This window comes from Pseudomonas sp. (assembly GCF_017744435.1).
Lineage (GTDB): Bacteria > Pseudomonadota > Gammaproteobacteria > Pseudomonadales > Pseudomonadaceae > Aquipseudomonas.
This window is the reverse complement of the sequence record NZ_JAGIBG010000007.1, coordinates 1-23,869: the sequence shown is the minus strand read 5'-3', so window position 1 is coordinate 23,869 and position 23,869 is coordinate 1. Positions and strand designations below refer to the sequence as shown.

Below are 23,869 nucleotides of genomic sequence, written 5' to 3'. Positions count from 1 at the left end.
TTTCGCGACTCACCGCAACTCAGAGGACGTAAATCATGGCCCTGTCATGGCGTGTTCTGCTCGCACTTACCCTGTTCGCCGCCGGTACCCATTACTGGCCGATAAAATCGGCACAATCGATGCAAACGGCCGAAGCGGCCACCCCATGGGGCGCCGACTACTTCCCCAACACACCACTGGTCACCCAGGACGGCAAGCAGGTGCGGTTCTTCGACGACCTGATCAAGGACAAGGTGGTGGCGATCAACTTCATCTTCACCGGCTGCTCCGACTCCTGCCCGGTGGAAACCGCCCGCCTGCGCCAGGTGCAGAAGATCCTCGGGGACCGGGTCGGCAGGGACATCTTCCTCTACTCCATCAGCATCGACCCCTACAACGACACCCCCGCCACGCTCAAGCGCTATGCCGAAAAGTTCGGCATCGGCCCCGGCTGGACCCTGCTCACTGGCGAGCCTGAAGACATCGAACAGCTGCGCCGGCGCCTGGGCCTGTACATCGAAGGCCTGGAGAACGGCCGCTCCAAAGACCACAACCTGAGCCTGATTATCGGCAACCAGGCCACTGGCCGCTGGATGAAGGCCTCGCCCTTCGAAAGCCCGTACATCCTCGCCGACCGCCTGGGCAACAGCCTGCACAACTGGAAACAGGCCAGTGCCATGGCCAACGACTACGCCAGCGCACCGCAAATCCGCCCGCCCAGCAGCGGCGAACAGATCTTCCGCACCCGCTGCTCCTCCTGCCACACCGTGGGCAACACCGAACCCGGCCAACCCGGCATCGGCCCCGACCTGCTCGGCGTGACCCAGCAACGCGACCCCAGCTGGCTGATACGCTGGCTGAAGGAGCCAGACCAGATGCTCGCCGAGAAGGAGCCGCTGGCCACCCTGCTCTATGAACAATACAACCGCCTGGCCATGCCCAACATGCGCCTGGGCGAGACCGAGATCACCGCGTTGATCACCTACCTGCAGGAAGAGACCTCGCGCATACAGGCGCCCCTGGCGGATCGGGGGAAACCTTAAAGGCAATTAGCCACTAGTCATGAGGCTGTCATCTGCCTGTCGTATTTTTCGACCTTCACCCAGGGTCGGGAAAAACAGCAGTGATCCGTCGCTCTCTCTCCTCCGCAAGCCTCCTGCGCTTGCTGATCCTGATGCTCTGTGCAGCCACCCTGACCTTCCTCTGGGGGCTGCATGTCACCCAGAAGGCCGCCTCGCGCCAGGATGCACTGGCGGCCAAGGCGGCCGAGCATCTGAACCTGGCCAGCATCGTTGCCGAAAGCCTGCGTCAGCTGGTCGACCGCGCCCAGGCCGTGGGCCGGGTAACCCAGGACGACATGAAAACCTTGCGCGAGGGCAGCTTGAGCCTGGCCAGGCTGCTCGCTGAGGACCCGGTGTTCAAGCGCATGAGCCTGTATGACCGCCAGGGTCGGCTGCTTTCAGCCAGCCACAGCGACGAGGCCGCGCAGCTGCCAGCGCAATGGCTGGATCAATTGAAGGTGCATGTCGCCCACTACGGCTTCAAACCTTTCCTGCCACGGATCGCCCCCGATACCTCGTCACCGACCATGCCCAACTGGCGCCTGCCCTTCCTCTTGCCCTTGACCGACCTGCCGGGCCGGGAGATCGACAACATTCTCGTGGTGCAGCTCGACATTGGCTACCTGGCGGTGCTCTTCCAGCACATCGACCTTGGCGACAGCGGCTTGATGCGCCTGATCCAGGACGATGGCCAGGAGCGCCTGCGCATCGATACCAGCGGCGTGGTGGTGGCAGGCGACAGCTTCGAACCGGACATGGCAGATGCCGACGAGACGGCCGGGCAATTGACCCAGTACGCGTCCGGAGTCCCGTACCAGAGCCTGTACCGGCGGGTGCCCGAGCGTGGCTTCAGCGTGGTGGTCAGTCAGCGTTACGACGAGATTCTCGCCCCTTCCACGTTGGCCTATTCGCGGCAATTCTGGCTGAACCTGAGCATGACCCTGATGATCCTCGCCAGCCTGGCCTGGACCTTGCGCCTGCTACGCAAGCGCCAGGAGGCGTTCAGCGCCCTGGAGCACGCGCAGCAGGTCAACCAGCAATTGATCGGTCGCCTGGAAGACGAACACCGGCGCAGCAGCCACGCCGCCGCCACCGACCACCTCAGTGGCCTGCACAACCGCCGCCAGTTCGTCGAAGTCGCCGGGCAGGCGCTGACCCGGCAACGCGGCAAGCGCCGCTTGATGGCCATCCTGTTCATCGACATGGACCGTTTCAAGTCGATCAACGACTCGCTCGGGCACAAGATCGGCGACCTGTTGCTGCAGGCGGTGGCCGGGCGCATCCAGCGCCTGCTCGAACCCGGCGACGAGGCTTCGCGCTTTGGCGGTGACGAATTCGTCGTGCTGCTGGCAGGCGAACGCAGCGAGGCGCAGATCAACAGCTGGGTGCGCACGCTGGTGCAGAAACTCTCGGCCACCTACGCCCTCGACGGCCAGGAGGTCAACACCAGCCCCAGTGTCGGGGTCAGCATCTGCCCGCGTGATGGCCAGGACATCGACAGCCTGATCCGCTGTGCCGATGCCGCCATGTACTCGGCGAAGCAGGCCGGGCGCGCCCAGTATCGTTTCTTCGACCCCTCGCTCAACCTTTCCGACATCCAGGCCTTCACCCTCGAGCAAGCCTTCGGCACGGCCCTGACCGAGCGCCAGTTCGTGTTGCACTACCAGCCGCAGATCCGCCTGGATAGCCACCGAGTACTGGGCTATGAAGCCTTGGTGCGCTGGGATCACCCCGAATTCGGGCTGCTCTACCCAGACCGTTTCATCAGCCTGGCCGAACGCAGCGGCTTCATCATCGAGCTGGGTTGGGAAGTGCTGCGCCTGGCCTGCGAAGAACTGGCCCGCTGGGATGCACAAGGCCGTGAGGCACGGCTGGCCGTGAATGTCTCGGCCATGCAGTTGCGCCAGGCCGACTTCAGCACCCGCCTGCTGGCCAAGCTGCAGCTGTACGGCATCAATCCGCAGCGCCTGGAGCTGGAGATTACCGAAACCACCATCCTCGACCCGGAAGGCACCGCCGTCGATCACCTGCATCGCCTGCGTGCCGCCGGCCTGGGCATCAGCCTGGACGACTTCGGCCGCGGCTATGCCGGCTTCGCGCACCTGCAGTCACTGCCGCTGAGCAAGCTGAAGATCGACCGCTCGCTGATCGCACCGTTGTCCAACAGCTATGACGACAGCCCGATCGTGTCCTCGACCATCATCCTGGCCAAGCGCCTGGGCCTGGAAGTGGTGGCCGAAGGCGTCGAGACCCGCGAGCAGGTGGTGTGCCTGAAGCTCGCCGGGTGTGATATCGCCCAGGGCTATCACTTCAGCCGGCCGTTGTCGCCGGCGCAGTTGCGTGACTACCCGCCCTTCAACGGTATCGAGGAAAAGCCATGCGTGTTGTGAAGACCCTGGCCGCGCTGTTGCTGGCCAATCTGTTGGCCTCTGCCGCCCTGGCCGATTGCACGCCGCGCAGCCTGCGCCTGGCGGTGATCCCGATCAAGAGCAGCGAGGACATGGTCCGCGAGCATCAGCCGCTGCTGCAACGCCTGAGCCAGGCAGCGGGCGTGCCGGTGGAGCTGGTGATTGCCGCCTCCTACGAAAGCGTAGTGGACGCCATCGTCTCCGGCGGCGCGGATATCGCCCGGCTTGGGCCAGCGTCGTTTGTCCTGGCCAACCGCCGCGACCCCGGCATCGAACCGTTCGCCACCTTCACCTTGAGCGCTGGCCCTTACACACCGGCCGGCAGCCATTACCAGGCGCTGCTGCTGACCCGTGGCAACAGCGTCGAAAACATCGAGCAACTGCGCGGCAAGCGCGTGGCCCTGAGCGACCCGGCCAGCACCTCTGGCAGCCTGGTGCCGAGTGTCGAGTTCCCGGCCGAAGTCGGCTCGCCGTTGCCACAGTTCTTCGGCGCGCTGGTGTATGCCGGGACCCACGACAAGGCGCTGGAGGCGTTGCTCGATGGGCGGGTCGATGCCGCCTTCGTCGCCAGCGAGCGGGCCGATGCCTACCTCGCCCGGCATGCGCTGAGCCCGGCTGCACTCAAGGTGCAATGGCGTTCACGACCGATCTACTACGACCCCTATGTGTTCAGCGCCAGCCTGTGCCCGGCACTGAAGGAACGCATTCGCGCAGCGATGCTGGACGACCCCAAGGCCATGGCCGCCTTTGTCGCGTCCCAGGATGCCAGCGGGCTGGTGCCGGTGAGCCAGGCTGAATATGCGCCGCTGCGGCAATTGATGGATGCCTCTTTACCCCGCTGATCCGGTGTCACCTGATACGGCCTCTTCGCGGCTAAAGCCGCGAAGAGGCCGGGACAGGCGGACCAATTAGCTTTATCGTGTCACGGTCTCTCACCAACCTGCCAGCCATGACCGACATCGAGCGCTACGTCCGCGCCGCCACCCGCGACAACACTCGGCGCAGCTACCAGGCCGCCATCGAACACTTCGAGGCCCATTGGGGCGGGTTCCTGCCGGCCACCGCCGACAGCATCGCCCGTTACCTGGCCGATCACGCCGAACAGCACGCAGTCAGCACTCTGCGCCAGCGCCTGGCAGCACTCAGCCAGTGGCACATCAGCCAGGGCTTCCCCGACCCGACCAAGGCGCCGCTGGTGCGCCAGGTGCTGCGCGGCATCCGTACCCTGCATCCGACACCGCCCAGGCAAGCCGCCCCGCTGTTGCTGCAACACTTGCAGGCAGCCGTCGAGCGTTTCGAAGCAGAAGCCACCCAGGCCCGCGAGTGCCACGACCTGCCGGCCCTGCGCCGCGCCCGCCGTGACAGCGCCCTGCTGTTGCTGGGCTTCTGGCGCGGCTTTCGCGGCGACGAACTGGCGCGCCTGCGTGTCGAGCACATCCAGGCTGAAGCCGGCGTTGGCATCACCCTGTTCCTGCCGCGCAGCAAGGGCGACCGCGAAGCACTGGGCGTGCAGCACCGCACCCCGGCACTGAAGACACTGTGCCCGGTCAATGCCTACCTGCAATGGATCGAGGTGGCGGGCATCGCCCACGGCCCGGTATTTCGCAAGCTCGACCGCTGGGGCAACCTCAGCGACACGCCGCTCAACAGCAACAGCCTGGTCGGCCTGCTGCGGCGCATGCTGGCACGTGCCAGCGTACCCGCCGCGCTGTACACCGGCCATTCCCTGCGCCGCGGCTTTGCCACCTGGGCAACGGCCAATGGCTGGGAGCTGAAGGCCCTGATGAGCTACGTGGGCTGGAAGGACGCCAAGTCGGCATTGCGCTATATCGATGCCGCGCAACGCTTTGGCGAGCTGGCCGTGCTACCGGCCAATCAAGGGCAGGTGCTCATTCCTTGAAGGCATAGCGTGCAATGCCACCCACCTCCGGGCGGATCGCGTAAAGGTCGCCCGCATCCGGGTAATGCCGCAATTGCGCCGGTGCCATGCCGACCCGTGCGGTGGTGATGTACAAGGTATCCAGGTCCTCGCCGCCAAAGCAGCAACTGGTCGGGCGCGGTACCGGCATCACCACCTGATCGGTCAGGTGGCCATGACGGTCGTAATGCAGCAGGCAGCTACCATTGAACTGACAGACCCACAGCCCACCTTCCCGGTCCAGCGCAATGCCGTCCGGCCGGCCCAGTTCCGCTGGCGTCTCGGCGAACAGGCTGACCTGCTCCAGGCGCCCTTGTGCAAGGTACTCGGCGCGGTAGATCTTGCACTCGGCGGAGTCGACGATGAACAACGTCTGGCCGTCGGCCGACCAGGCCAGGCCATTGGGCAATGTCAGGCCGCAATGGATCACCTCGTCATGGAGTTCGCCATCGAAGCGGAACAGCGCCCCGGTCTGGCCGCTCGGGGCTTCGTCCATCAGGCCGGTGACGAAGCGCCCCTGCGGGTCGCAGGCGCCATCGTTGAAGCGATAGGTCGAGCGCGGATGCACAGGTACCGAGTACTGGCGGATCCGACCGGTGGCCAGGTCGAGCAGCACGGCGCTGGCGTCTTCGGTGAAGATCAGGTTGCCGCGGTCGGTCAACGCCAGTGCGCCAATGCGTGCGGCCGACTCATACAGCCGCTCCACCTCGCCATCGGGCAGCAGCCGGTTGATGCGCCCGCCGGTGATATCGACGAAGTACAACGCCCCCGTCTGCGCATCCCAGACCGGGCTCTCACCCAGGTCGGCACGGGTATTGGCAACTTTAACCGGTTGGTAGTGGCATTCCTTGATGCGGCTCCAGCGCGCAGCAACTTCGGCCAGGCTGGCAGCCTCCACCCGCGCCAGGTCGCGCGGGTAGCTGACGCCGCTGTTCTCGCACAGGCGCGTGGCGGTGAACTGGCCGTTGCTGGCCCGCAGGATATAGCCAGTGTCGTGGCACAGCGCGCTGGCCAGGTACAGCACACCCGGGGTCACCCACTCCGGCTTGAGCTCTTGTGGTGCCTGGCTGACGCCCCACATGCGGGTCTTGGCCACGGGCGAGATCGCATTGACCAGGATGCCGTGCTCCTGCCCTTCCATGCTCAGGGCGTTCATGATGCCGACCTGGGCCATCTTGCCCGCCGCATAGGCCACCAGCCCCGGCTGGGCGTAACGCTGGTACATCGCACGGTCGGAAGTGGTCAGCACGATGCGCGGTGCCGCTGAGCGCTTCAGGTGCTTCCAGGCATGCTTGGCCAGCCACACCGGCGCATGCACGCTGATGCCCAGGGCCCGGTCGAGGAATGCCTGTTCCTGGGTCTCGATGCCCTGGTAGTCCACCCAGCCGGCGTTGTGGATGAGGATGTCCAGTGCGCCAAAGTGTTCGATGGCCAGCTCGACCAGTTGCCGGCAGGCGTCTTCATGTTCCAGCTGGCCGATATGCGCGACCACGTCGAAGCCCCTGCCGCGCAGGGTTTCGAACGCAGCGCTGACGGCCGTCGGGTCCTGCCCTTCACCTGACCGATCGGTGCCCAGGTCACTGATGACGACCCGGGCGCCACGGGCTGCAAGCGCCATGGCGTAGTCCAGGCCAAGGCCCTGGGCAGCACCGGTGACGATGGCGACTTTGCCCATGAATGGGTCTGTAAATGGCATTGTAGAGCCCTTGCGATTCTCCTTTTTACGATAACAACAAAAAAATCAATGACTTAATATTAAAAGCATGCAACTTTGATATCTCTGGGATATCACCGCCGTCCCGGCTCGTCGAAGGAATTGGGAATGATCGAGACACGCTTGCTCAGGCAGTTCATTGCCGTCGCCGAGGAGCTGCACTTTCACAAGGCAGCCCTGCGCCTGCACATGGCCCAGCCGCCCCTGAGCCAGGCGATCAGCCGCCTCGAAGACAAGCTGGGTTTCAGCCTGTTCCTGCGCAACAAACGGGCGGTCAAGCTCACTGCTGCCGGCGTGGCGTTTCTGGAAACGGCCTACCGCACGCTCAGGGAACTGGAGCAAGGCATCGAGTACGCGCGCAATGTCTCCCAAGGCATCAGCGGCAAACTGACCATCACCGCCATTTCCATCGCCTATTACGCGTCGCTGCTCACCACCCTGAAGCAGTTTCGCGAAACCTACCCGAACGTGCGCCTGACCATCCGCGAAATGCCCTCTGCCTCCCAGGCCAAGGCATTGCTGGCCGGGGAAGCGGACGTCGGCTTCATGCGCAAGCTGCCACTGCCGGCAGACACCCTCGAATCACGCCTGATGCTCAGCGAGCAGATCGTCATGGCCTTGCCGGCCCACCATCCCGAAGCGCGGCAGCCTGTGGTCGACCTGCGCAATTTTGCCGATGAGGATTTCGTCTTCACCCCGCAGGCGCTGGGCAGCGGCTATCACGGCCAGCTGATCGCCCTGTGCGCGTCGGCCGGTTTCCACCCCAGGATCGTCCAGGAGGCGGCGCAGATCCACACCCAGGTCGGGCTGGTGGCCTGCGGCTTCGGTGTCGCCCTGGTACCGGAATCGATCGCCTACTCAAGCTTGCGCGACCGCGTGCAGTTCCGCCCGATCCGGCCAATCAAGGGCCAGCCCACGCCAAGCATGGGCCTGTACATGAACTGGAACACCGAGAACGCCTCGCCAGCGCTGGGCAGTTTCATTGCCATGCTCCAGCAGGGCGCGCCTCGGCGCTTTGCCGATACCCTGCAGAGCCCGCTGCTGCAGGAGGGCTGCGACGTATCAGCGCTGCTGCCTGGCGCATTGCCAGACACGGGCGATATCGCCGGCACGGTCCTGCAATAGCTGCGCGGCATTCACGCACGCCTGCTCCAGGGTCATCGGCCCGTTGGCCAGGGCAAAGGCTGCGTCGATACCGTGGGCATACAGCTGTTGGTAGCCTTCGCCCAGGGTGCCCGCCAGCACCACCACCGGCACCCCGTGACGCTTGGCCACCCGGGCGACACCCATGGGCGTCTTGCCGCGCAGGGTCTGGGCGTCGAAGCGCCCTTCACCGGTAATCACCAGGTCGGCGCCTTGCACCAGCGCGTCCAGGCCAGCCAGCTCGGCGACCACTTCCACGCCCGGGCGGAAGCGCGCCCCCATGAAGGCTTTGGCCGCAAAGCCCATGCCCCCGGCCGCACCGCACCCTGGGAAGTCGCGCACGTCTTCACCCAGCAACTGTGCACAGTGGTCGGCAAAATGGCCCAGGGCCTGGTCCAGCGCCTGCACCTGCTCGGGGTTGGCGCCCTTCTGTGGGCCGAAGATCGCCGAAGCGCCATTGGCGCCACACAGCGGGTTGTCGACATCCGCCGCCACGTCGACCTGCACCTCGGCCAGCCGTGGGTCCAGGTCACTGGCGTCGATACGGGCCAGCCGGCCCAGGGCCAGGCCACCCTCCTCCAGCGCTTGCCCGTCGGCGTCCAGCAGGCGCAGGCCCAGCGCCCGCAGCATGCCGCTGCCGCCATCGTTGGTGGCGCTGCCGCCGATAGCCAGGACGATACGTTGCGCCCCGGCCGCCAGGGCGGCGGCGATCAGCTCGCCGGTGCCCCAGGTGCTGCTGCGGCAGGCATCGCGCTGGCCGCTGGGTACCAGCTGGATGCCGCTGGCCTGGGCCATCTCGATGACCGCGGTGCGGCTTTCTGCCAGCCAGCCCCAACCGGCTTCCACCCGCTGCCCCAGCGGCCCGCGCACAGTCAGCCGGCGCAGCTCGCCATGGCTGGCAGCGACGATCGCCTCCATGGTGCCTTCGCCGCCATCGGCCATCGGGCATTCGACCAGTTCGGCAGCCGGCAGCGCCTCGCCCAGGCCGAGGGCAATGGCACGGGCGACACCGGCAGCGTCGAGGCTGTCCTTGAACGAGTCGGGGGCGATGACGATTTTCATGGGGATTCTCCTGTCCTGATAACAGGCATGCTGACAGCTGTCTGGCGCCGCGGCCTCAGTCGGATGCACAAAAGGCCGGCGGGGTTGTTTGGGCAAATGCCTTTGGCGGCGCTCAATCGACCGGCAGCAGTTGCAGCCCCAGGTACAAACTGAGCATGCCCTCCAGCCGCAACGGGTCTACTTCGCCCAGTTCGGCGATGCGCTCCAGGCGGTAGCGCAGGCTGTTGCGGTGGATGCCCAGAGCATCGGCACAGGCTTGGCTCTGGCCATCGTGCGCGCACCAGGCGCGCAAGGTAGTCAACAGCTGGCCACTGGCATCCTTGGCGCGGATGCGCTGCAACGGTTCGAGCAATTCATCCAGCGCGTCTTCGTTGCGATGGCGCCAGAGCAACGCCGGCAGGCGATAGCGGCCAAGGCACAGCAGCTGCTCTTTCGGCAGCACTTCGCGGCCGTAGGCCAACAAGTCGCGGACACGCCGATAACCGCGGCGCAATTGCTCCAAGCTCTGCGCCACGCTGCCCAGCGCCAGGCGTTCGACCTCCCAGCCGTGGCGCCGCAGGCGTTCGATCAGGCGTGCTTCATCCAGCACCAGCCCCGCCGGGCGGCACCACAGCAGCGACTCACGCGCCGGGCTGACACACCAGCTTTCCGGGTAGCGGCTCATCAACCAGGTCGACAGGGTTTCGGCAGGTGGCCCTGAGCGCAACTCGAACAGGCATGGGATACGTGGCAATTGCGGCTTCAGGCCCAACTGCTGGGCCTCGTCCAGCAACCGTGGCGAATCACCGCTGCCGCCGAGCAGCAACGCCAGCAGGTCATCGCAGCGCTGGCGTCGCCACTGCTGTTCGACCTGCAGATGGCGTTGCGCCAGAAGCATCTCGGCGGTCATGCGCACCAGCTCGCCGTAGGTACGCAGTTGCTGCGGGTCGCCGGTCAGGCCGAGCACGCCGATCAGGCGCCCGTCGAGCATCAACGGCAGGTTGACCCCGGGCTGCACGCCCTTGAGGCACTTGGCCGCGTCGACGTCCAGCTCGACCACCCGGCCATTGGCCAACACCAGCTGCGCCCCCTCGTGGCGGGTGTTGATGCGCTCCGGCTCGCCACTGCCGAGAATCAGCCCCTGGCTGTCCATGACGTTGACGTTGCAGGGCAGAATGGCCATCGCCCGATCGACGATATCCTGCGCCAGGTCATGGTCCAGTTCGAACATTCAGCGATCCTTAATCGTGTCAGCTTTTGTACGGCGGCACAGCGCCATCCGCGATACGCTGTGCAAAAGCACAAAGACAGGCGCGCCGCCGTCCCCGAGACTCGTCAGGGCGAGCGCCGGCACAGGCGACGCGGCGACAACCATAACAACAGAGACCACGATCATGGCACACAGCCCCGCCCCTGACCAAGGCACCGATATCACCCGCAACGCGCTGTACCGGCGCATCACCCTGCGGCTGATCCCGTTCATTTTCATCTGCTACCTGTTCAACTACCTGGACCGCGTCAACGTCGGCTTCGCCAAGCTGCAGATGCTCGATGCACTGAAGTTCAGCGAAACCGTGTACGGCCTCGGCGCCGGCATCTTCTTCATCGGCTACGTGCTCTGCGGCCTGCCGAGCAACCTGGCGCTCAACCGCTTCGGCCCGCGGCGCTGGATTGCGGCGATGATGATCGCCTGGGGCAGCCTGTCGACCTGTCTGCTGTTCGTCACCACCCCCACCGAGTTCTACACCCTGCGCCTGCTCACCGGCGCCGCCGAGGCAGGTTTCTTCCCCGGCGTGGTGCTGTACCTCTCGCGCTGGTTCCCGGCTGACCGCCGTGGCCGCATCATGGCCTTGTTCATGTCGGCGATTCCGGTGTCGGGCCTGCTCGGCGGGCCGTTCTCCGGCTGGATCCTCCAGCACTTCGCCGCCGGCCAGCATGGCCTGGCCGGCTGGCAGTGGATGTTCCTGATCCAGGGCCTGCCAACCGTCGCCCTCGGTGTACTGGCCATCAAACTGCTCAGCGACGGTTACCAGAAAGCTGCCTGGCTGAGCCCGGCCGAACGCCAATTGATCGCCGCCGACCTTGAGGCCGACGCCGCCAGCAAGCCCAACACCACCGGCGACAGCGTGATGGCGGTGCTGACCAACCCGCTGATCTGGACCTTCGGTTTCGTCTACTTCTGCATCCAGAGCGGCGTGTACGCGATCAACTTCTGGCTGCCGTCGATCATCAAGAACATGGGCTTCGAAAACCCGCTGCTGATCGGCTGGCTCAGCGCCATTCCGTACCTGCTGGCTGGCGTGTTCATGATCCTCTGTGGCCGCTCGGCGGACCTGCGCAATGAACGGCGCTGGCACCTTGTGGTACCAATGTTGATGGGCGCCGTCGGCCTGCTGATCGCGGTCAACTTCGCCAGCAACCCGACCATCGCCATCCTCGGCCTGTCGATCGCCACCATGGGCGCCCTCACCGGCCTGCCGATGTTCTGGCCGATGCCGACCGCGCTGCTCAGCGCCAGTGCCGCGGTGGCGGGCCTGGCGATCATCAACTCGGTGGGCCAGATGGCCGGCTTCCTCAGCCCGTACCTGGTCGGTTTCATCAAGGACCAGACTGGCTCTACCGATGCTGCGCTGTATTCGCTGGCCGCGCTGATCGTGCTGGGTAGCCTGGTGGCCCTGCGGGTTACCCGGGCCGGTGCGCTGAGTTCTGCACGGGCCGATTAAGGCATTCGCGGCGGTTCGGGGTACCGAACCGCCGTGATAGAGGCAAGAGCCCATACCCCCACCGATCGTCAGGTCAACGCATCCCTCTCCCACCTCAGGCGTCAAATGGTTCCAAAGGCCCCCTTTGGAGAAGCCCCATGACCCAGCACGCCGTGGCCCGCCTCGAACAGCTCGACCCCAAGCGCCCCTTGCGCGTCCAGGCCGGCAACGAAGACATGATCCTCATCCGCCAAGGCGATCAGGTCCATGCTTACCAGGGCAACTGCCCGCACGAAGGTGCGCCGCTGGAAGAAGGCGTGATCTGTGGCGGCCTGCTGGTCTGCCCCTGGCACAAGGCCGCGTTTGCCGTCGATGAAGGCGCGGTGTGCGAACCACCGGCGTTGACGGGCCTGCGCAGGTACCGGGCATGGGTCAAGGACGGTGAAGTGTGGGTCGATGACCAACCCTTGCCACAGAACGAGCCACCACGCCACAGCGATACCCGCACCTTCGTGGTGATCGGTGCCGGTGCTGCCGGCTCGGCGGCTGTGGCCACGTTGCTCGACCACGGCTTCGGCGGGCACCTGATCTGGCTCGATCAGGAACGCCAGCCCGCTTACGATCGCACCGCCTTGAGCAAATTTGTCATTGCCGGGGAGATGGCGCCCGACGAGGTGTCCGCCTTGCTGGAATCCGATCAGCTGCGCAAGGGGCATCTGGACCGGCGCTTCGGCAAGGTCCGTGCGCTGGATGCGAAAAAGCGCCAGATCACCCTCGCCGACGGCCAGCACATCGACTACGACGCCGCCCTGCTGGCCACCGGCGGCAAGCCGTTGCGCCCGCAGCTGCCGGGTGTCGACCTCCCCGGCATCATGACCTTGCGCTCGCGCGAGGATGCCGCGCGCCTGCTCGATGCCGCCGAACCTGGGCAGCCGGTGGTGATCGTTGGTGACGGCTTCATTGGCCTCGAAGCCGCTTCGGCACTTCGCAAGTATGGCGCGCAGGTGCATGTGGTCACGCGTCACGAAGTACCGTTGGCCAAACAGCTGGGCGAGCGGATCGGGCGCTGCATTCGCGAACTGCATGAGCGCAAGGGCGTGGTGTTCCATGGCCCGACCGAAGTCGAGCGTTTTTTGGGCGAAGACAAGGTCGAAGCCGTGCAACTGGCCAATGGCGAGCAGCTGAGCACCCCTCTGGTGCTACTCGGAACGGGCGTAAAGCCGGCCACGGCGATCGTGCAAGGTGTGCAATTGGCCAAAGACCAGTCAGTGTCGGTCGATGCCGAACTGCATGCCGCCGATGGGTTGTGGGCCGCTGGCGATATCGCCACTTTCCCCCACGCAGGGCAGCCGGTGCGCATCGAGCACTGGCGGCTGGCCCAGCAGCACGGAGTGATTGCGGCGGCCAACATGCTGGGTGAGCAACGCCGCTACAACGATGTGCCGTTCTTCTGGACCTACCAGTACGGCCGCACTTACGAGGTGCTGGGACACGCCCGGGACTGGGACCGCATCGAGTTCGTCGGTGAGCCGGAGAAAGGCGATTTCATTGCCCTGCAGTGTGTCGGGGAGCAGGTCGAGGCGGTGGTTGCCAAGGGCTATTCAGATGCCATGGCGACGCTGTCACAACGGCTGAAGCGGCCCTTGAGCCTGGATGAAGCCCTCGAGCTGATTGGCTGAATTCACCGCCCCTGCGGCCTTTCAAACCCCGTCGGTTCTGTGTAAAACAAGCGGATCATTCCCCGCAAAGGATACTCGGCATGATCTACCGTCCCCTGGGCCAATCCGGCCTGCAAGTCTCCGCCCTGACCCTGGGCAGCATGATGTTCGGCGAGCAGACCGGCACCGAGGATGCACTGCGGATCATCGACAAGGCCTGGGACCAGGGCATCAACTTCATCGACACCGCTGACGTGTACAACGCCGGCCGCTCCGAGGAGATCGTCGGCGAAGCGGTGGCGCGCCACCGCCAGGACTGGATCGTCGCCTCCAAGGTCGGCATGGGGCCTACCGATGGCCTGCCCAACCGCAGCGGGTTGTCGCGCAAGCACATCTTCAATGGCATCGATGCCACGCTGACGCGCATGCACCTGGACTACCTGGACATCTACTACCTGCACCGTGAAGACCACAAGGTGCCGCTGGAAGAGACCGTGCGGGCCATCGGCGACCTGCTGCAGCAGGGCAAGATCCGTTACTGGGGCGTGTCCAACTACCGAGGCTGGCGCATCGCCGAGATCTGCAACCTCGCCGAGCGCCTGGGTGTGGCCAAGCCGGTGGTAAGCCAGCCGCTGTACAACATCGTCAACCGCCAGGCCGAGCCTGAGCAAATGACCGCCGCCGCACATCACGGCCTGGGCGTGGTACCGTTCAGCCCACTGGCCCGTGGCGTGCTCAGCGGCAAGTATGCGCCGGGGGCCGAGCCCGAGGCCGGCAGCCGTGCTGCGCGTCAGGACAAGCGCATCATGGAGGTGGAATGGCGCCAGGAATCACTGGCCATTGCCCGGCAGCTGCAGGATTACGCGCAGGCCAAGGGCGTGGGCCTGGTTGAGTTCGCGATTGCCTGGGTGCTCAACAGCCAGCTGGTCAGCTCGGCCATCGTCGGGCCGCGCACCGAGGCGCAATGGGATACCTATGGTGGGGCGCTGGAGGTGAAGATCACGGCAGAGGACGAGGCATTCATCGATTCGCTGGTGACGCCGGGGCATGCGTCAACGCCAGGGTTCAATGACGTGGCGCATTTTGTCAGTGGGCGGTTGGCTCGGCGCTGAGTGTTCTCCTGTACCGGCCTCTTCGCGGGCTTGCCCGCTCCCACAGGTTCATCACCCTCCTCAAGGAAATGATCCCCCTGTGGGAGCGGGCAAGCCCGCGAAGAGGCCGGGACAGGCGGCATCCATTGGGGAGCTCTACGCCGGGATCCCGGTCCCCCCTTTCCCCAATCATCCCGGTATCGTTCGCGCCATTGGTTTACCTACCTCTGGAGCAGCAATGAAACTCTTGCAACCCTTGAAGATCGGCCCGTTGAACCTGCCCAATCGCGTGTTCATGGCCCCGCTCACCCGCCTGCGCAGCCTGGAACCTGGCGACGTGCCGACGCCGATGATGGCCGAGTATTACCGCCAGCGCGCCAGTGCCGGTCTGATCATTACCGAAGCCACGCAGATTTCCTTCCAGGCCAAGGGCTACTCCGGCTCCCCTGGCATCCACAGCGCCGAGCAAATCGCCGCCTGGAAAGTCGTGAACGAAGGCATCCACGCCGACGGCGGCCACAGCGCCGTGCAGGTCTGGCACACCGGCCGCGTTTCGCATACCTCGCTGCAGCCCGACGGTGAAGCACCGGTTGCGCCATCGGCCCTGCCGGCCAATGCCCGCACCACCCTGCGTGACGAACAAGGCAACCTGATGCGGGTGGAAACCTCCACACCCCGCGCCCTGAGTGAAGGCGAGATTACCGCCATCGTTGCCGACTTCGGCCAGGCGGCGATCAACGCCCGTGAGGCCGGTTTCGACTTCATCGAACTGCACGCCGCCCACGGTTACCTGCTGCACCAGTTCCTTACCCCGAGCGCCAACCAGCGCGAAGACCGTTACGGCGGCAGCGTCGAGAACCGTGCGCGCATCGTCCTCGAAGCCGTGGACGCTGCGATCGCCAGCTGGAGCGCCGAGCGCATTGGCATCCGCGTGTTCCCGCTGGGTGGTTTCAATGGCGTGGACAACGGCGAGGATCAGGAAGCCGCCGGCTTGTACCTGATCAAGGAACTGGCCAAGCGCAACCTTGCCTACCTGCACCTCTCCGAGCCGGACTGGGCAGGCGGCAAGCCGCTGCGCGATGAATTCCGTGAACAGATTCGCGCCGCGTACCCGGGGGTGATCATCGCTGCTGGCGCCTATACCGCCGAGAAAGGGGAAGACTTGATCAGCCGTGGCCTGATCGATGCCGTGGCTTTCGGCCGCAGCTACATTGCCAACCCGGACCTGGTTGAGCGGCTGCGGCTGCAGGCGCCGTTGAACGAGCATCGGGCGCAGTTCGACTATGCCAACGGACCTGAGGGGTATACCGACTATCCGTTCCTCAAGCAGGCCTGATATTGAAAAGGGAGCCCGATGGCTCCCTTTTTTGTTGCCTGTTCTGGCCTCTTCGCGGGCTTGCCCGCTCCCACAGGTATTGCACAAACCTCAAGCACTGTGCAGAACCTGTGGGAGCGGGCGTGCCCGCGAAGAGGCCAGTGAGGTTTAACGCAATTCGGCCAACGCCCGCGCCGCATAGGCATGGGAGCGCAATCTGGCCAACGGATCATGGATCCGGCAATCGATCATCAACTCATCCGCCCCGGTCTGCTCGATCAACGAGCGCAGCCCTTCCCGCACCCGCTCCGGGCCACCCGCAATGGTGCACGCCATCACTTGCTCCAATACCGCGCGTTCGTGCCCCGGCAGACTCTGCACGTAGCCTTCCTGCGGTTTGGGCAGCAGCCCGAAGCGCCCGACGTGCAGGTCCAGCATCCACTTGCGGTGCGAGCTGGCCTGGTAATCGGCCTCGGCATCGCTGTCGGCGGCGAACAGGTTCACGCCCACCATCACATACGGCTTGGCCAATTGTGCAGAAGGCTGGAAGTTTGCCCGGTAATGGGCGATCGCCTGCAGCAGGTAACGCGGTGCGAAATGCGAGGCAAAGGCATACGGCAGCCCCAGCTTCGCGGCCAGGTCAGCACCGAACAGGCTGGAACCGAGGATCCACACCGGCACATCGTGTGCGCCCGGCGCACCGCGGACCTGGCGCTTGCCGTTGTCGGCCAGGTAGTCGCGCAGTTCGGCGATGTCCTGGCTGAAGTCGCGCTCCGGCGCTGCACCGCGCAAGGCGCGTACGGTGGGCCCCGAGGTACCGGGCGCACGCCCCAGGCCCAGGTCGATACGCCCCGGATGCAACGTGTCGAGGGTGCCGAACTGCTCGGCGACCACCAGCGGCGCATGGTTGGGCAGCATGATGCCGCCGGCGCCGACACGAATGTGCTGGGTGGCGTTGGCGATTTCGTTGATCACCAGCGAGGTGGCAGCCGAACCGATGCCGGGCATGTCGTGATGCTCGGCGATCCAGTAGCGGCGGTAGCCATGCTGCTCGACGTGGCGAGCCAGCTGGCGGGATTCTTCGATCGCGTCGGCGAAGGTCTTGCCTTCGCCGATCATGACCAGATCCAGTACGGACAGGGCAGTCATGGGGTCTCCAGAGGGATTATCAGTGACGCCAGTTTCTGCGCTGCGGCGCCAGGGATAAACCCGACCTCAGGCCCCACATAGGGGCCTGGCAGTCCCCAATCAGTCTTCCCAGGGTACGCCCTGCTCCCAGGTCGCTACCAACAGGTCGATGAACCCGCGTACCCGTGGCGACAGGTGCCGCTTGCTCGGATAAACCACACGGATCGGATCTGCTGGCGGGCGATAGTCATGCAGCACCTCCACCAGCGTACCGGCGCGCAGGTCATCGCCAGTGATGTAGGTCGGCAGGTGAATCAGGCCGAAACCGGCCCGGGCGCCATCGACCATCGCCTCGGAACTGTCAATGTTCAACCGCCCGGGCTCCTCGCACAGGTGCAGCCCTTCGTCGGTGTGAAAGCGCCACGGCATCGACTTCTCGCCACTGAGGAAGGCGATCTTGTCATGCCCGTAGAGGTCCGCCGGCACCTGCGGCACGCCGTGCTGATGCAGGTACTCGGGCGAGGCGCAGGTAACGAACTGCTGCCAGGCGACCGTGCGGGTCAACAGTTGCGAATCCTCCTTGGGCGCACCGATGCGCACGGCGACGTCGACGCCCTCTTCCACCAGGTCGACAAAACGGTCGGTGAAGCGAATATCGGCACGCAGCTCCGGCCACTGCTTGAGGTAGGCATCCAGGATCGGCAGCACATGACGCTGGCCGAACGACAACGGCGCGGTCAGGCGCAAGGTGCCAGTTGGCTTGCCCCGACGCAGGGCCATGGTGCTCTCGACCTCGTCCAGGTCATCGAGGATCTGCCGCCAGCGCTCGAAGGCCACCTGGCCCTCGTCGGTCAGGCTCAACTTGCGCGTGGTGCGGTTGAGCAGGCGCACGGCCATGCGTGCCTCCAGGCGGGCGATGCTCTTGCCCACCGCCGAGCGGGTCAGGCCGAGGCTGGCCGCTGCGGCGGTGAAGCTGCCGGCCTTCACCGCACTGACGAAGGCGGCGATATCGCCGAAGCGGTTGGGTTCCATGGCGGGCTCCTGCGGATACGAAAGACCCGCTTAGATGGGTGCGATTTGCGCCATTGCAAGGGTTCACACCAGGACTTTGATGAGCAACAGATGCACAGGGTAGAACAGATAGCCCCAGCGCCGCACCGCTGGCACCGGCCAATGCTCGGCCCGCAGCAGCAGGCAGCCGATGGGAATCGCCAGCGCCGCAGCGGCCATGGTGCTCAAGGTCACCGGGGCCCCGAGGTGCCCGCGCAGCCAGCTGTTGGTCAGGTTGCCCGCCACGGCCAGCAGGCAAGGCAGCAGCCAGGCCAGCCCGCCCTGCCGACGCGCCAGCAGCCAGCCGGCCGGTAGCAACACACCGGGCAGGCCGTACATCAGACGCTCGCTGTAGAGCGCGGCGAGCAGAACGGCAGCAAGCCCGCCCAGCCGGACCCAAACCTGCTGATGATGTACACCCCATGCAACCAGCAGCCCCAGGGTCAACGTGGGAATGATGCTGAAGGTCTGCGAGTCTGGGTCCAGCCAGCGATAGGGCGGTTCGGACAATACGGCGAACGCCAGCAACCAGCCGAGGTAGCGCAGGTTGATGTCGCCAGCACGCGCCACGTTGACCGCCATGGCCAGGCAGAACAAGGGAAATGCGAACCGGCCAACGATGAACAAGCCTTGCGCTTCAGGCCAGATGAACCGCACATGGTCGGCGACCATCGTCACGATCGCCACCCACTTGACCAGGTCCAGCCCCGCCGAGCGCACGCTTTAGTGCCCAGGCTCGCTGGCCTGCCCCAGGTACTTGCTGGTCCAGGCTGCCAGTGGCAACGGCGGTTGCTGGTCGAGGATGCGCCGCCAGATCAGCGCCAGGTCGTCACGGTTGAACATCGCGCCGCTGCCCTGCCACAAGCTTGGCCGGTCGACGATCCAGTGGCCCTGGCTGCCACGGTGGGCCATTTTGAAGCGGAAGGTGTAGTTGCCCGGGATGCCCATGCGCAGGTCGGTGACTACCAACGCGTCACCCACCTCGTCATAGCGCAGCCAGTCGTCGCTGAACCAGCGCAAACGCTGGAGCAACGCAGAACCGCTGAGCGCCTTCGCCGCGTCCAGGTTCAGCGGCAGGCGCTGCATTTCCGGTGGTTCGCGGTCGAATGCGCTGCTGATGCCTTCGTAGTAAAAACCATCCGGGGTCTTCGCCAGCACCCGCCAGACCAGGCTGTTGAAGGCCATCGGCACTGCGCGCACTTCGCTCACGACAATGCCCTGCGTATCGAGCGCGGTCTGCAAGCGCTGTTCGGCGGCCATGCGCCCGGCCAGGCCGAAGCCCAGGTAGGCCGTGCTGAACAGCAGTGACAGGCCCAACCACCGTATCGCCCTGCCCTGCAAGCCCTTGAATGCCGCGTAGACCACCGCCGCCAACAGCGGCACGGTATAGACCGGATCGATGATGAACACCGCCGCCCAGCTCAGCGGCGTGAATGCCAGCGGCCAGAACAGCTGGGTGCCGTAGACCGTGAATGCATCGAGGATCGGGTGGGTCACCAGCACCAGCCAGAACGCCAGGAACAGCCGGGAAAAGGTGTAGCCCTTGTCGGGCCAGCGCGTTCGAGCGAGCCAGTTGACCAGCCAGGCCAGCAGCAAGGCCAGGCCCGTGAGGACGAAGAGCGAATGGGAGAAGCCGCGGTGATAGGTCATCTGCGACACCGGATCGGCATAGCGGATAACCACGTCGAGGTCTGGCACGGTGCCCAGCGCGGCGCCGCAGATGAGCGAGCGACGGCCCTGGATGCGGCCGAGAACCGTGCCTTGCAGCGCTGCGCCAAGCACGGCTTGGGTGATGGAATCCAAAGGTCAGGCTTCCTCAGTGGCAATGAGGAAACCTAACCCTCCACACCCAGGTGGCGCAATCGCTGCTGTGTGACAACAAATGGCTGACGATGCCTCAGAACAACTGCCAGGTGTACACCAGCGTCAGCCGGTTTTCATCGATGTCACTGCGATAGTTGGAGCGCGCCATGGCATTGCGAACCCTGATGCCCAGCCCCTTGAGTACGCCGCTCTGCACGGCATAACCAATGTCCAGGTCACGCTCGCGGTCCTTGCCTTCGTACCCCTGGCCCGTGTCGACATTGTTACCGGTGATATAACGCACCGTCGCCGTCAGCCCAGGAACGCCCATCGCCGCAAAGTTGTAGTCATAACGCACCTGGTACGAACGCTCGTCGGTATAGGCGAACTCATAGGTCGGCACTTCGTTGCCCAACGGTGAGATGTTGGCAAACACCCGTGGGAACGGGCTGTCGCCATAGATGCCCTGGTAGCCAGCGCCAAAGCTGTGGCCGCCATGCCGGGCAGTGAACATCGAGAAGAACGCCTGGTTGTCGATCTTGCCCAGCAGCGCATCACCATCCTCGTGGGCGGTGAAATAGCCAAGGTTGGCGCTCAGCACCCAGTCCCCCACCGGCTTGCTGTGCTTCAGGCCCAGGAAACCCTGGTGGTAGATGTCTTCAAGCTGCCCGTACCAGAGGCTGACGCTGCTCTGGTTGGCGTTGAACGCATAGTCACCGCCCACATAGTTGAAGGCATCGCTCTCGGCCTGGCGCTGGGGTACATGGCCAAGCATGGCGTTCATCTTGCCGTCGCCACCCTCGTTACGCAGGTGGGTGCTGGTCAGGTGCCCGGCCTGTACGGTCAGCCCGTCGATTTCTGCCGAACTGATGCTGGTGCCCTGGTAGGTCGGCGGCAGCAGACGGATATCACTGAACGTCAGCACTGGCAGGTTGGGCTGCAATTCGCCCACGCGCAGCTCGGTCTTCGACAGCCGGGCCTTGAAGGTAGGGCCGAGGCGGCTGTACTCGTCGGCCGCACGGCCATCGCCGTGCACCGGCAGCAGGCCGGTGTTGACCCGGTCCGGGCTGCTGTCGAGCTTGATGCCGAGCAGGCCCAGCGCGTCGACGCCAAAACCGACCGGGCCCGGCGTATAGCCAGACTTGAAGTCGAGGATGAAGCCCTGGGCCCACTCCTCGGCCTTGGACTGCTGGTTGGCCCCGACAATGTCGGAAAAATCACGGCTGAAGTAGTAGTTGCGGGCGCTGAGGCTGGCTTTGGCGTCTTCAAGGAAGCCGCCTTCTGCCGCGAGCAAGGAGGGGCTGAGCAAAGTCAGCCCGATGGCGACGCAAGGGGTGTGGTTCATTCCGAAGCTCTCTTGATCTTGTTGTTATGGATAAAGCGCGGGGAACACGGGTTTTCAGGGTGTGCGGCGCAGCACCTCGCTGGGTTGCGGGCGACGCAGGCGCAGCAGCCCATGGGCCAGCAGGCCGAACAACAGCCCCCAGAACGCGGCCGACAGGCCCAGGAAGGACACCCCCGAGGCGGTGACCAGGAAGGTGAACAACCCGGCATCGCGTTCGCTGGGTTCGGCCAGGCTGCGCGCCAGGGCCTCGCTGATGGCGCCGTACAGGGCAAGCCCGGCCAGCGCGGCGATCAACGCGGCAGGGAACGCGGCGAACAGCGACATCAGCGTCGCCCCGGCAATCCCCAGCAGCAGGTACAGGGCACTGCCGGCGACCGCCGCGATATAACGCCGGCGCGGGTTTTCATGGGCTTCATGCCCGGTGCACAGGCTGGCGGTGACGGCTGCGAGGTTCAGGCCATGGCAACCGAACGGTGCGAGCAGCGCGCCGGCCAGTGCGCTGGCACTGATCAGCGCACTGGCCGGCGTGGCGTAGCCTGCGTTGCGCAACACCGCCATGCCCGGCATGAACTGCCCGGTCAGTGCGACCAGCACCATGGGCAGTGCCAGGCTGAAGGTTGCCGCCAGGCTGAACTGCGGGGTGATCCACTGCGGCGAGGCCAGTTCCAGCACCAGCGCCTCGCTGCGAAAGGCACCACTGGCCACGGTCACCATGGCGCCGACACCCAGCACTGCAGCCACGGCGTAGCGTGGTTGCAGCCTGCGCATCAGCACGTAGGTGGCGAACATCGCCAGCACCAGCAGCGGCTGCAGCGGCAGTGCCCGGAACACCTCGGTGCCGAAGCTGAACAGGATGCCGGCCTGCATGCCGGCCGCGATGGAGCCAGGCAGGTGCGCAATGATGCGGTCGAAAGCCCCGCTGATGCCGATCAGCAGCAGGACCAGGTTGGCGACCAGGTAGGCACCTACGGCCTGCTCCAGGCCGAGTTGGGGCAAGGCGGTAACCAGCAACGCCGAACCCGGGATCGACCAGGCGATCACCACCGGTACCCGGTAATGCAGGCTGAGCACCGCACCGAGCACGGCGCTGCCCATGGACACGGCCCAGACCCAGGACGACAGCATGCCGTGGGACAGGCCGGCGGCTTCGGCGGCATGGAAGATGATCACCAGGGGGCCTGCGTAGGAAATCAGGGTCGCGATGCAGCCGGCGACCAGGGCTGACAGGGAGCAGTCCTTGATCAGGGTTTTCATGAGACGTCTCGCAAGGCTTCGGCCGGCCTTGGTGGCTGGCTCTTGTTTTGTGTTGGCTTCTTCGCGGGTGAACCGGATCGCCGCACCGCCGCTCCCACAGACTCACCACAGGTCTCAAGGTTTGCGCCGTACCTGTGGGAGCGGGCTTGCCTGCGAAGAAGCCAGCGCGGTGTATCAGGCCTCCTGCAACGCCCGCGGCCGCCCGCTGCGCTGTTCATCCTCGGTCCCGTGCGCCTTCTGCAACTGGAAGTCGAACTTCAACTCGGCATGGCGGCCCTCAGCCCCTTCATGGAACACCACCTCGCCCACCAGCCCGTCACGGGTGGCGTAGGCAAAGTCATCCCACAGGTACTTGTCCCCGGCCAGGTTGATCTGGGTGGTCAGGTGCCGGTGCCCCGGCGCCGAGATGAAGAAGTGCACATGGGCTGGACGCTGGCCATGGCGGCCGAGCAGGTCCAGGCACTCCTGGGTCGGGCCCTGCGGGTCGCAGCCATAACCGGACGGCACGATGGAGCGGGCGCGATAACGGCCTTCGGCATCGGTGACGATGCGCCGGCGCAGGTTGTACTCGGACTGGCTCTGGTCGAAGAACGAATAGGTGCCACGGGTATTGGCATGCCACAGGTCAACGATGGCCCCGGCCAGCGGCTGACCTTGCGGGTCGAGCACCTGGCCCTCGAGCAGCATGACGGTAGCCACGCCCTCCTCGCTGCCGTCGTCCATGCGCACTTCACCCTGGGCCAGCGGCGCGCCGGCCACGTACAGCGGGCCTTCGATGGTGCGTGGCGTGCCCCCGGTCAAGCCGGCTTCGGCATCCTTGGCATCCTGCAGCAGGTCGAGGAAGTGCTCGATGCCCAGGCCCGCCACCAGCAGCCCGGCCTCACCGCGCCCGCCCAGGCGGTTGAGGTAGTCGACGGCGTGCCAGAATTCGTCCTCGGTGATTTCCAGGTCTTCGATCAGGCGTGCGGTGTCCTGCAGCACGCGCTGGATGATGCGTTTGAGGCGCGGGCTACCTTCGTCATTGCCAAAGCCGGCGGCTTCTTCAAAGAATTTCTGGATATCGGCAGTTTGGGAAATCTTCACGGTCATGATGGATACCTCATCTTGTTCTTGTGCAAAGGGTTGGATCAGCGGTCGTCGCTGTGGATCGACGACGGGTGGCGGCACAGGCCGTCGACTTCGATGTCCATGTACGGGAACAGCGGCAGCTGCATCAGCGTGTCGTGCAATGCCTCGACGCTGGGCACGTCGAATACGCT

General features: G+C 65.2%; 20 protein-coding genes and 1 pseudogene. 9 read left to right on the top strand and 12 right to left on the bottom strand.

From position 1 onward, the window contains the following. Positions 1 to 35 precede the first annotated feature (35 nt). The 4 genes from J7573_RS06935 to J7573_RS06920 all read left to right on the top strand — a co-directional run bounded on the left by J7573_RS06935 (position 36) and on the right by J7573_RS06920 (position 5,348). Positions 36 to 1,022: an SCO family protein gene (locus J7573_RS06935; RefSeq protein WP_294331344.1), complete on the top strand. Its 987-nt coding sequence runs from the start codon at positions 36 to 38 to the stop codon at positions 1,020 to 1,022. Positions 1,023 to 1,102: 80 nt separating this feature from the next. Continuing rightward, positions 1,103 to 3,430 (top strand): EAL domain-containing protein, encoded by a 2,328-nt coding sequence (locus J7573_RS06930; protein WP_294331341.1) that lies wholly within the window; start codon positions 1,103 to 1,105, stop codon positions 3,428 to 3,430. Continuing rightward, positions 3,418 to 4,290, top strand: a complete 873-nt coding sequence (locus tag J7573_RS06925; protein WP_294331338.1) for a phosphate/phosphite/phosphonate ABC transporter substrate-binding protein — start codon at positions 3,418 to 3,420, stop codon at positions 4,288 to 4,290. The genes J7573_RS06930 and J7573_RS06925 overlap by 13 nt, the downstream gene beginning before the upstream one ends. Positions 4,291 to 4,367: 77 nt before the next feature. Then, positions 4,368 to 5,348 carry a tyrosine-type recombinase/integrase gene (locus J7573_RS06920; protein ID WP_294331335.1) on the top strand — a complete coding sequence of 327 codons (981 nt, stop codon included), beginning with the start codon at positions 4,368 to 4,370 and terminating at the stop codon, positions 5,346 to 5,348. Here J7573_RS06920 and J7573_RS06915 read toward each other — a convergent pair. Then, positions 5,338 to 6,447: an SMP-30/gluconolactonase/LRE family protein gene (locus J7573_RS06915; protein ID WP_363263358.1), complete on the bottom strand. Its 1,110-nt coding sequence runs from the start codon at positions 6,445 to 6,447 to the stop codon at positions 5,338 to 5,340. The genes J7573_RS06920 and J7573_RS06915 overlap by 11 nt on opposite strands. Further along, a pseudogene (locus tag J7573_RS06910) lies at positions 6,427 to 7,041 on the bottom strand (SDR family oxidoreductase); the annotation flags it as partial. The gene J7573_RS06915 and the pseudogene J7573_RS06910, both read right to left, overlap by 21 nt. Before the next feature lie 147 nt (positions 7,042 to 7,188). Here J7573_RS06910 and J7573_RS06905 point away from each other — a divergent pair. Then, a complete protein-coding gene (locus J7573_RS06905) occupies positions 7,189 to 8,205 on the top strand; it encodes a LysR substrate-binding domain-containing protein (protein WP_294331332.1) in 1,017 nt (338 codons plus the stop codon). Here the strand turns inward: J7573_RS06905 and J7573_RS06900 are convergent. Together J7573_RS06900 and J7573_RS06895 are read right to left on the bottom strand one after the other, a co-directional pair. Next, complete coding sequence (locus J7573_RS06900) at positions 8,143 to 9,285, bottom strand: glycerate kinase (RefSeq protein WP_294331329.1); 1,143 nt, start codon at positions 9,283 to 9,285, stop codon at positions 8,143 to 8,145. The genes J7573_RS06905 and J7573_RS06900 overlap by 63 nt on opposite strands. A 112-nt stretch (positions 9,286 to 9,397) precedes the next feature. Continuing rightward, complete coding sequence (locus tag J7573_RS06895) at positions 9,398 to 10,495, bottom strand: sugar diacid recognition domain-containing protein (protein ID WP_294331327.1); 1,098 nt, start codon at positions 10,493 to 10,495, stop codon at positions 9,398 to 9,400. Between the two features lie 163 nt (positions 10,496 to 10,658). On the opposite strand from J7573_RS06895, the gene J7573_RS06890 reads away from it, so the two are divergent. From J7573_RS06890 to J7573_RS06875, 4 genes are all read left to right on the top strand, one after another. Further along, complete coding sequence (locus J7573_RS06890; protein WP_294331325.1) at positions 10,659 to 11,987, top strand: MFS transporter; 1,329 nt, start codon at positions 10,659 to 10,661, stop codon at positions 11,985 to 11,987. A gap of 137 nt (positions 11,988 to 12,124) precedes the next feature. Then, positions 12,125 to 13,645 (top strand): FAD-dependent oxidoreductase, encoded by a 1,521-nt coding sequence (locus J7573_RS06885; protein ID WP_294331321.1) that lies wholly within the window; start codon positions 12,125 to 12,127, stop codon positions 13,643 to 13,645. Between the two features lie 80 nt (positions 13,646 to 13,725). After that, a complete protein-coding gene (locus tag J7573_RS06880; protein WP_294331318.1) occupies positions 13,726 to 14,736 on the top strand; it encodes an aldo/keto reductase in 1,011 nt (336 codons plus the stop codon). A 217-nt stretch (positions 14,737 to 14,953) separates the two neighbouring features. Further along, positions 14,954 to 16,051 (top strand): alkene reductase, encoded by a 1,098-nt coding sequence (locus tag J7573_RS06875; protein WP_294331316.1) that lies wholly within the window; start codon positions 14,954 to 14,956, stop codon positions 16,049 to 16,051. Between the two features lie 147 nt (positions 16,052 to 16,198). Here J7573_RS06875 and J7573_RS06870 read toward each other — a convergent pair whose 3' ends face one another. The 8 genes from J7573_RS06870 to J7573_RS06835 form a co-directional block, all read right to left on the bottom strand. Next, positions 16,199 to 17,179, bottom strand: coding sequence for an LLM class flavin-dependent oxidoreductase (locus tag J7573_RS06870; RefSeq protein ID WP_294331313.1), 981 nt, complete (start codon positions 17,177 to 17,179; stop codon positions 16,199 to 16,201). Between the two features lie 99 nt (positions 17,180 to 17,278). Beyond that, complete coding sequence (locus J7573_RS06865; protein WP_294331311.1) at positions 17,279 to 18,190, bottom strand: LysR family transcriptional regulator; 912 nt, start codon at positions 18,188 to 18,190, stop codon at positions 17,279 to 17,281. A 63-nt stretch (positions 18,191 to 18,253) separates the two neighbouring features. Then, positions 18,254 to 18,928, bottom strand: a complete 675-nt coding sequence (locus J7573_RS06860; protein ID WP_294331309.1) for a TraX family protein — start codon at positions 18,926 to 18,928, stop codon at positions 18,254 to 18,256. Positions 18,929 to 18,931: 3 nt separating this feature from the next. Beyond that, a complete protein-coding gene (locus J7573_RS06855) occupies positions 18,932 to 20,011 on the bottom strand; it encodes a metal-dependent hydrolase (RefSeq protein WP_294331307.1) in 1,080 nt (359 codons plus the stop codon). A 94-nt stretch (positions 20,012 to 20,105) separates the two neighbouring features. Continuing rightward, positions 20,106 to 21,356: an OprD family porin gene (locus J7573_RS06850; RefSeq protein WP_294331304.1), complete on the bottom strand. Its 1,251-nt coding sequence runs from the start codon at positions 21,354 to 21,356 to the stop codon at positions 20,106 to 20,108. Positions 21,357 to 21,410: 54 nt separating this feature from the next. Beyond that, positions 21,411 to 22,610, bottom strand: coding sequence for a benzoate/H(+) symporter BenE family transporter (locus tag J7573_RS06845; RefSeq protein WP_294331301.1), 1,200 nt, complete (start codon positions 22,608 to 22,610; stop codon positions 21,411 to 21,413). 174 nt (positions 22,611 to 22,784) lie between these two features. Then, positions 22,785 to 23,699 carry a catechol 1,2-dioxygenase gene (catA, locus tag J7573_RS06840; protein ID WP_294331296.1) on the bottom strand — a complete coding sequence of 305 codons (915 nt, stop codon included), beginning with the start codon at positions 23,697 to 23,699 and terminating at the stop codon, positions 22,785 to 22,787. A 38-nt stretch (positions 23,700 to 23,737) separates the two neighbouring features. Next, a partial coding sequence (locus tag J7573_RS06835; protein ID WP_294331881.1) for a muconolactone Delta-isomerase family protein occupies positions 23,738 to 23,869 on the bottom strand: 132 nt, incomplete at its 5' end.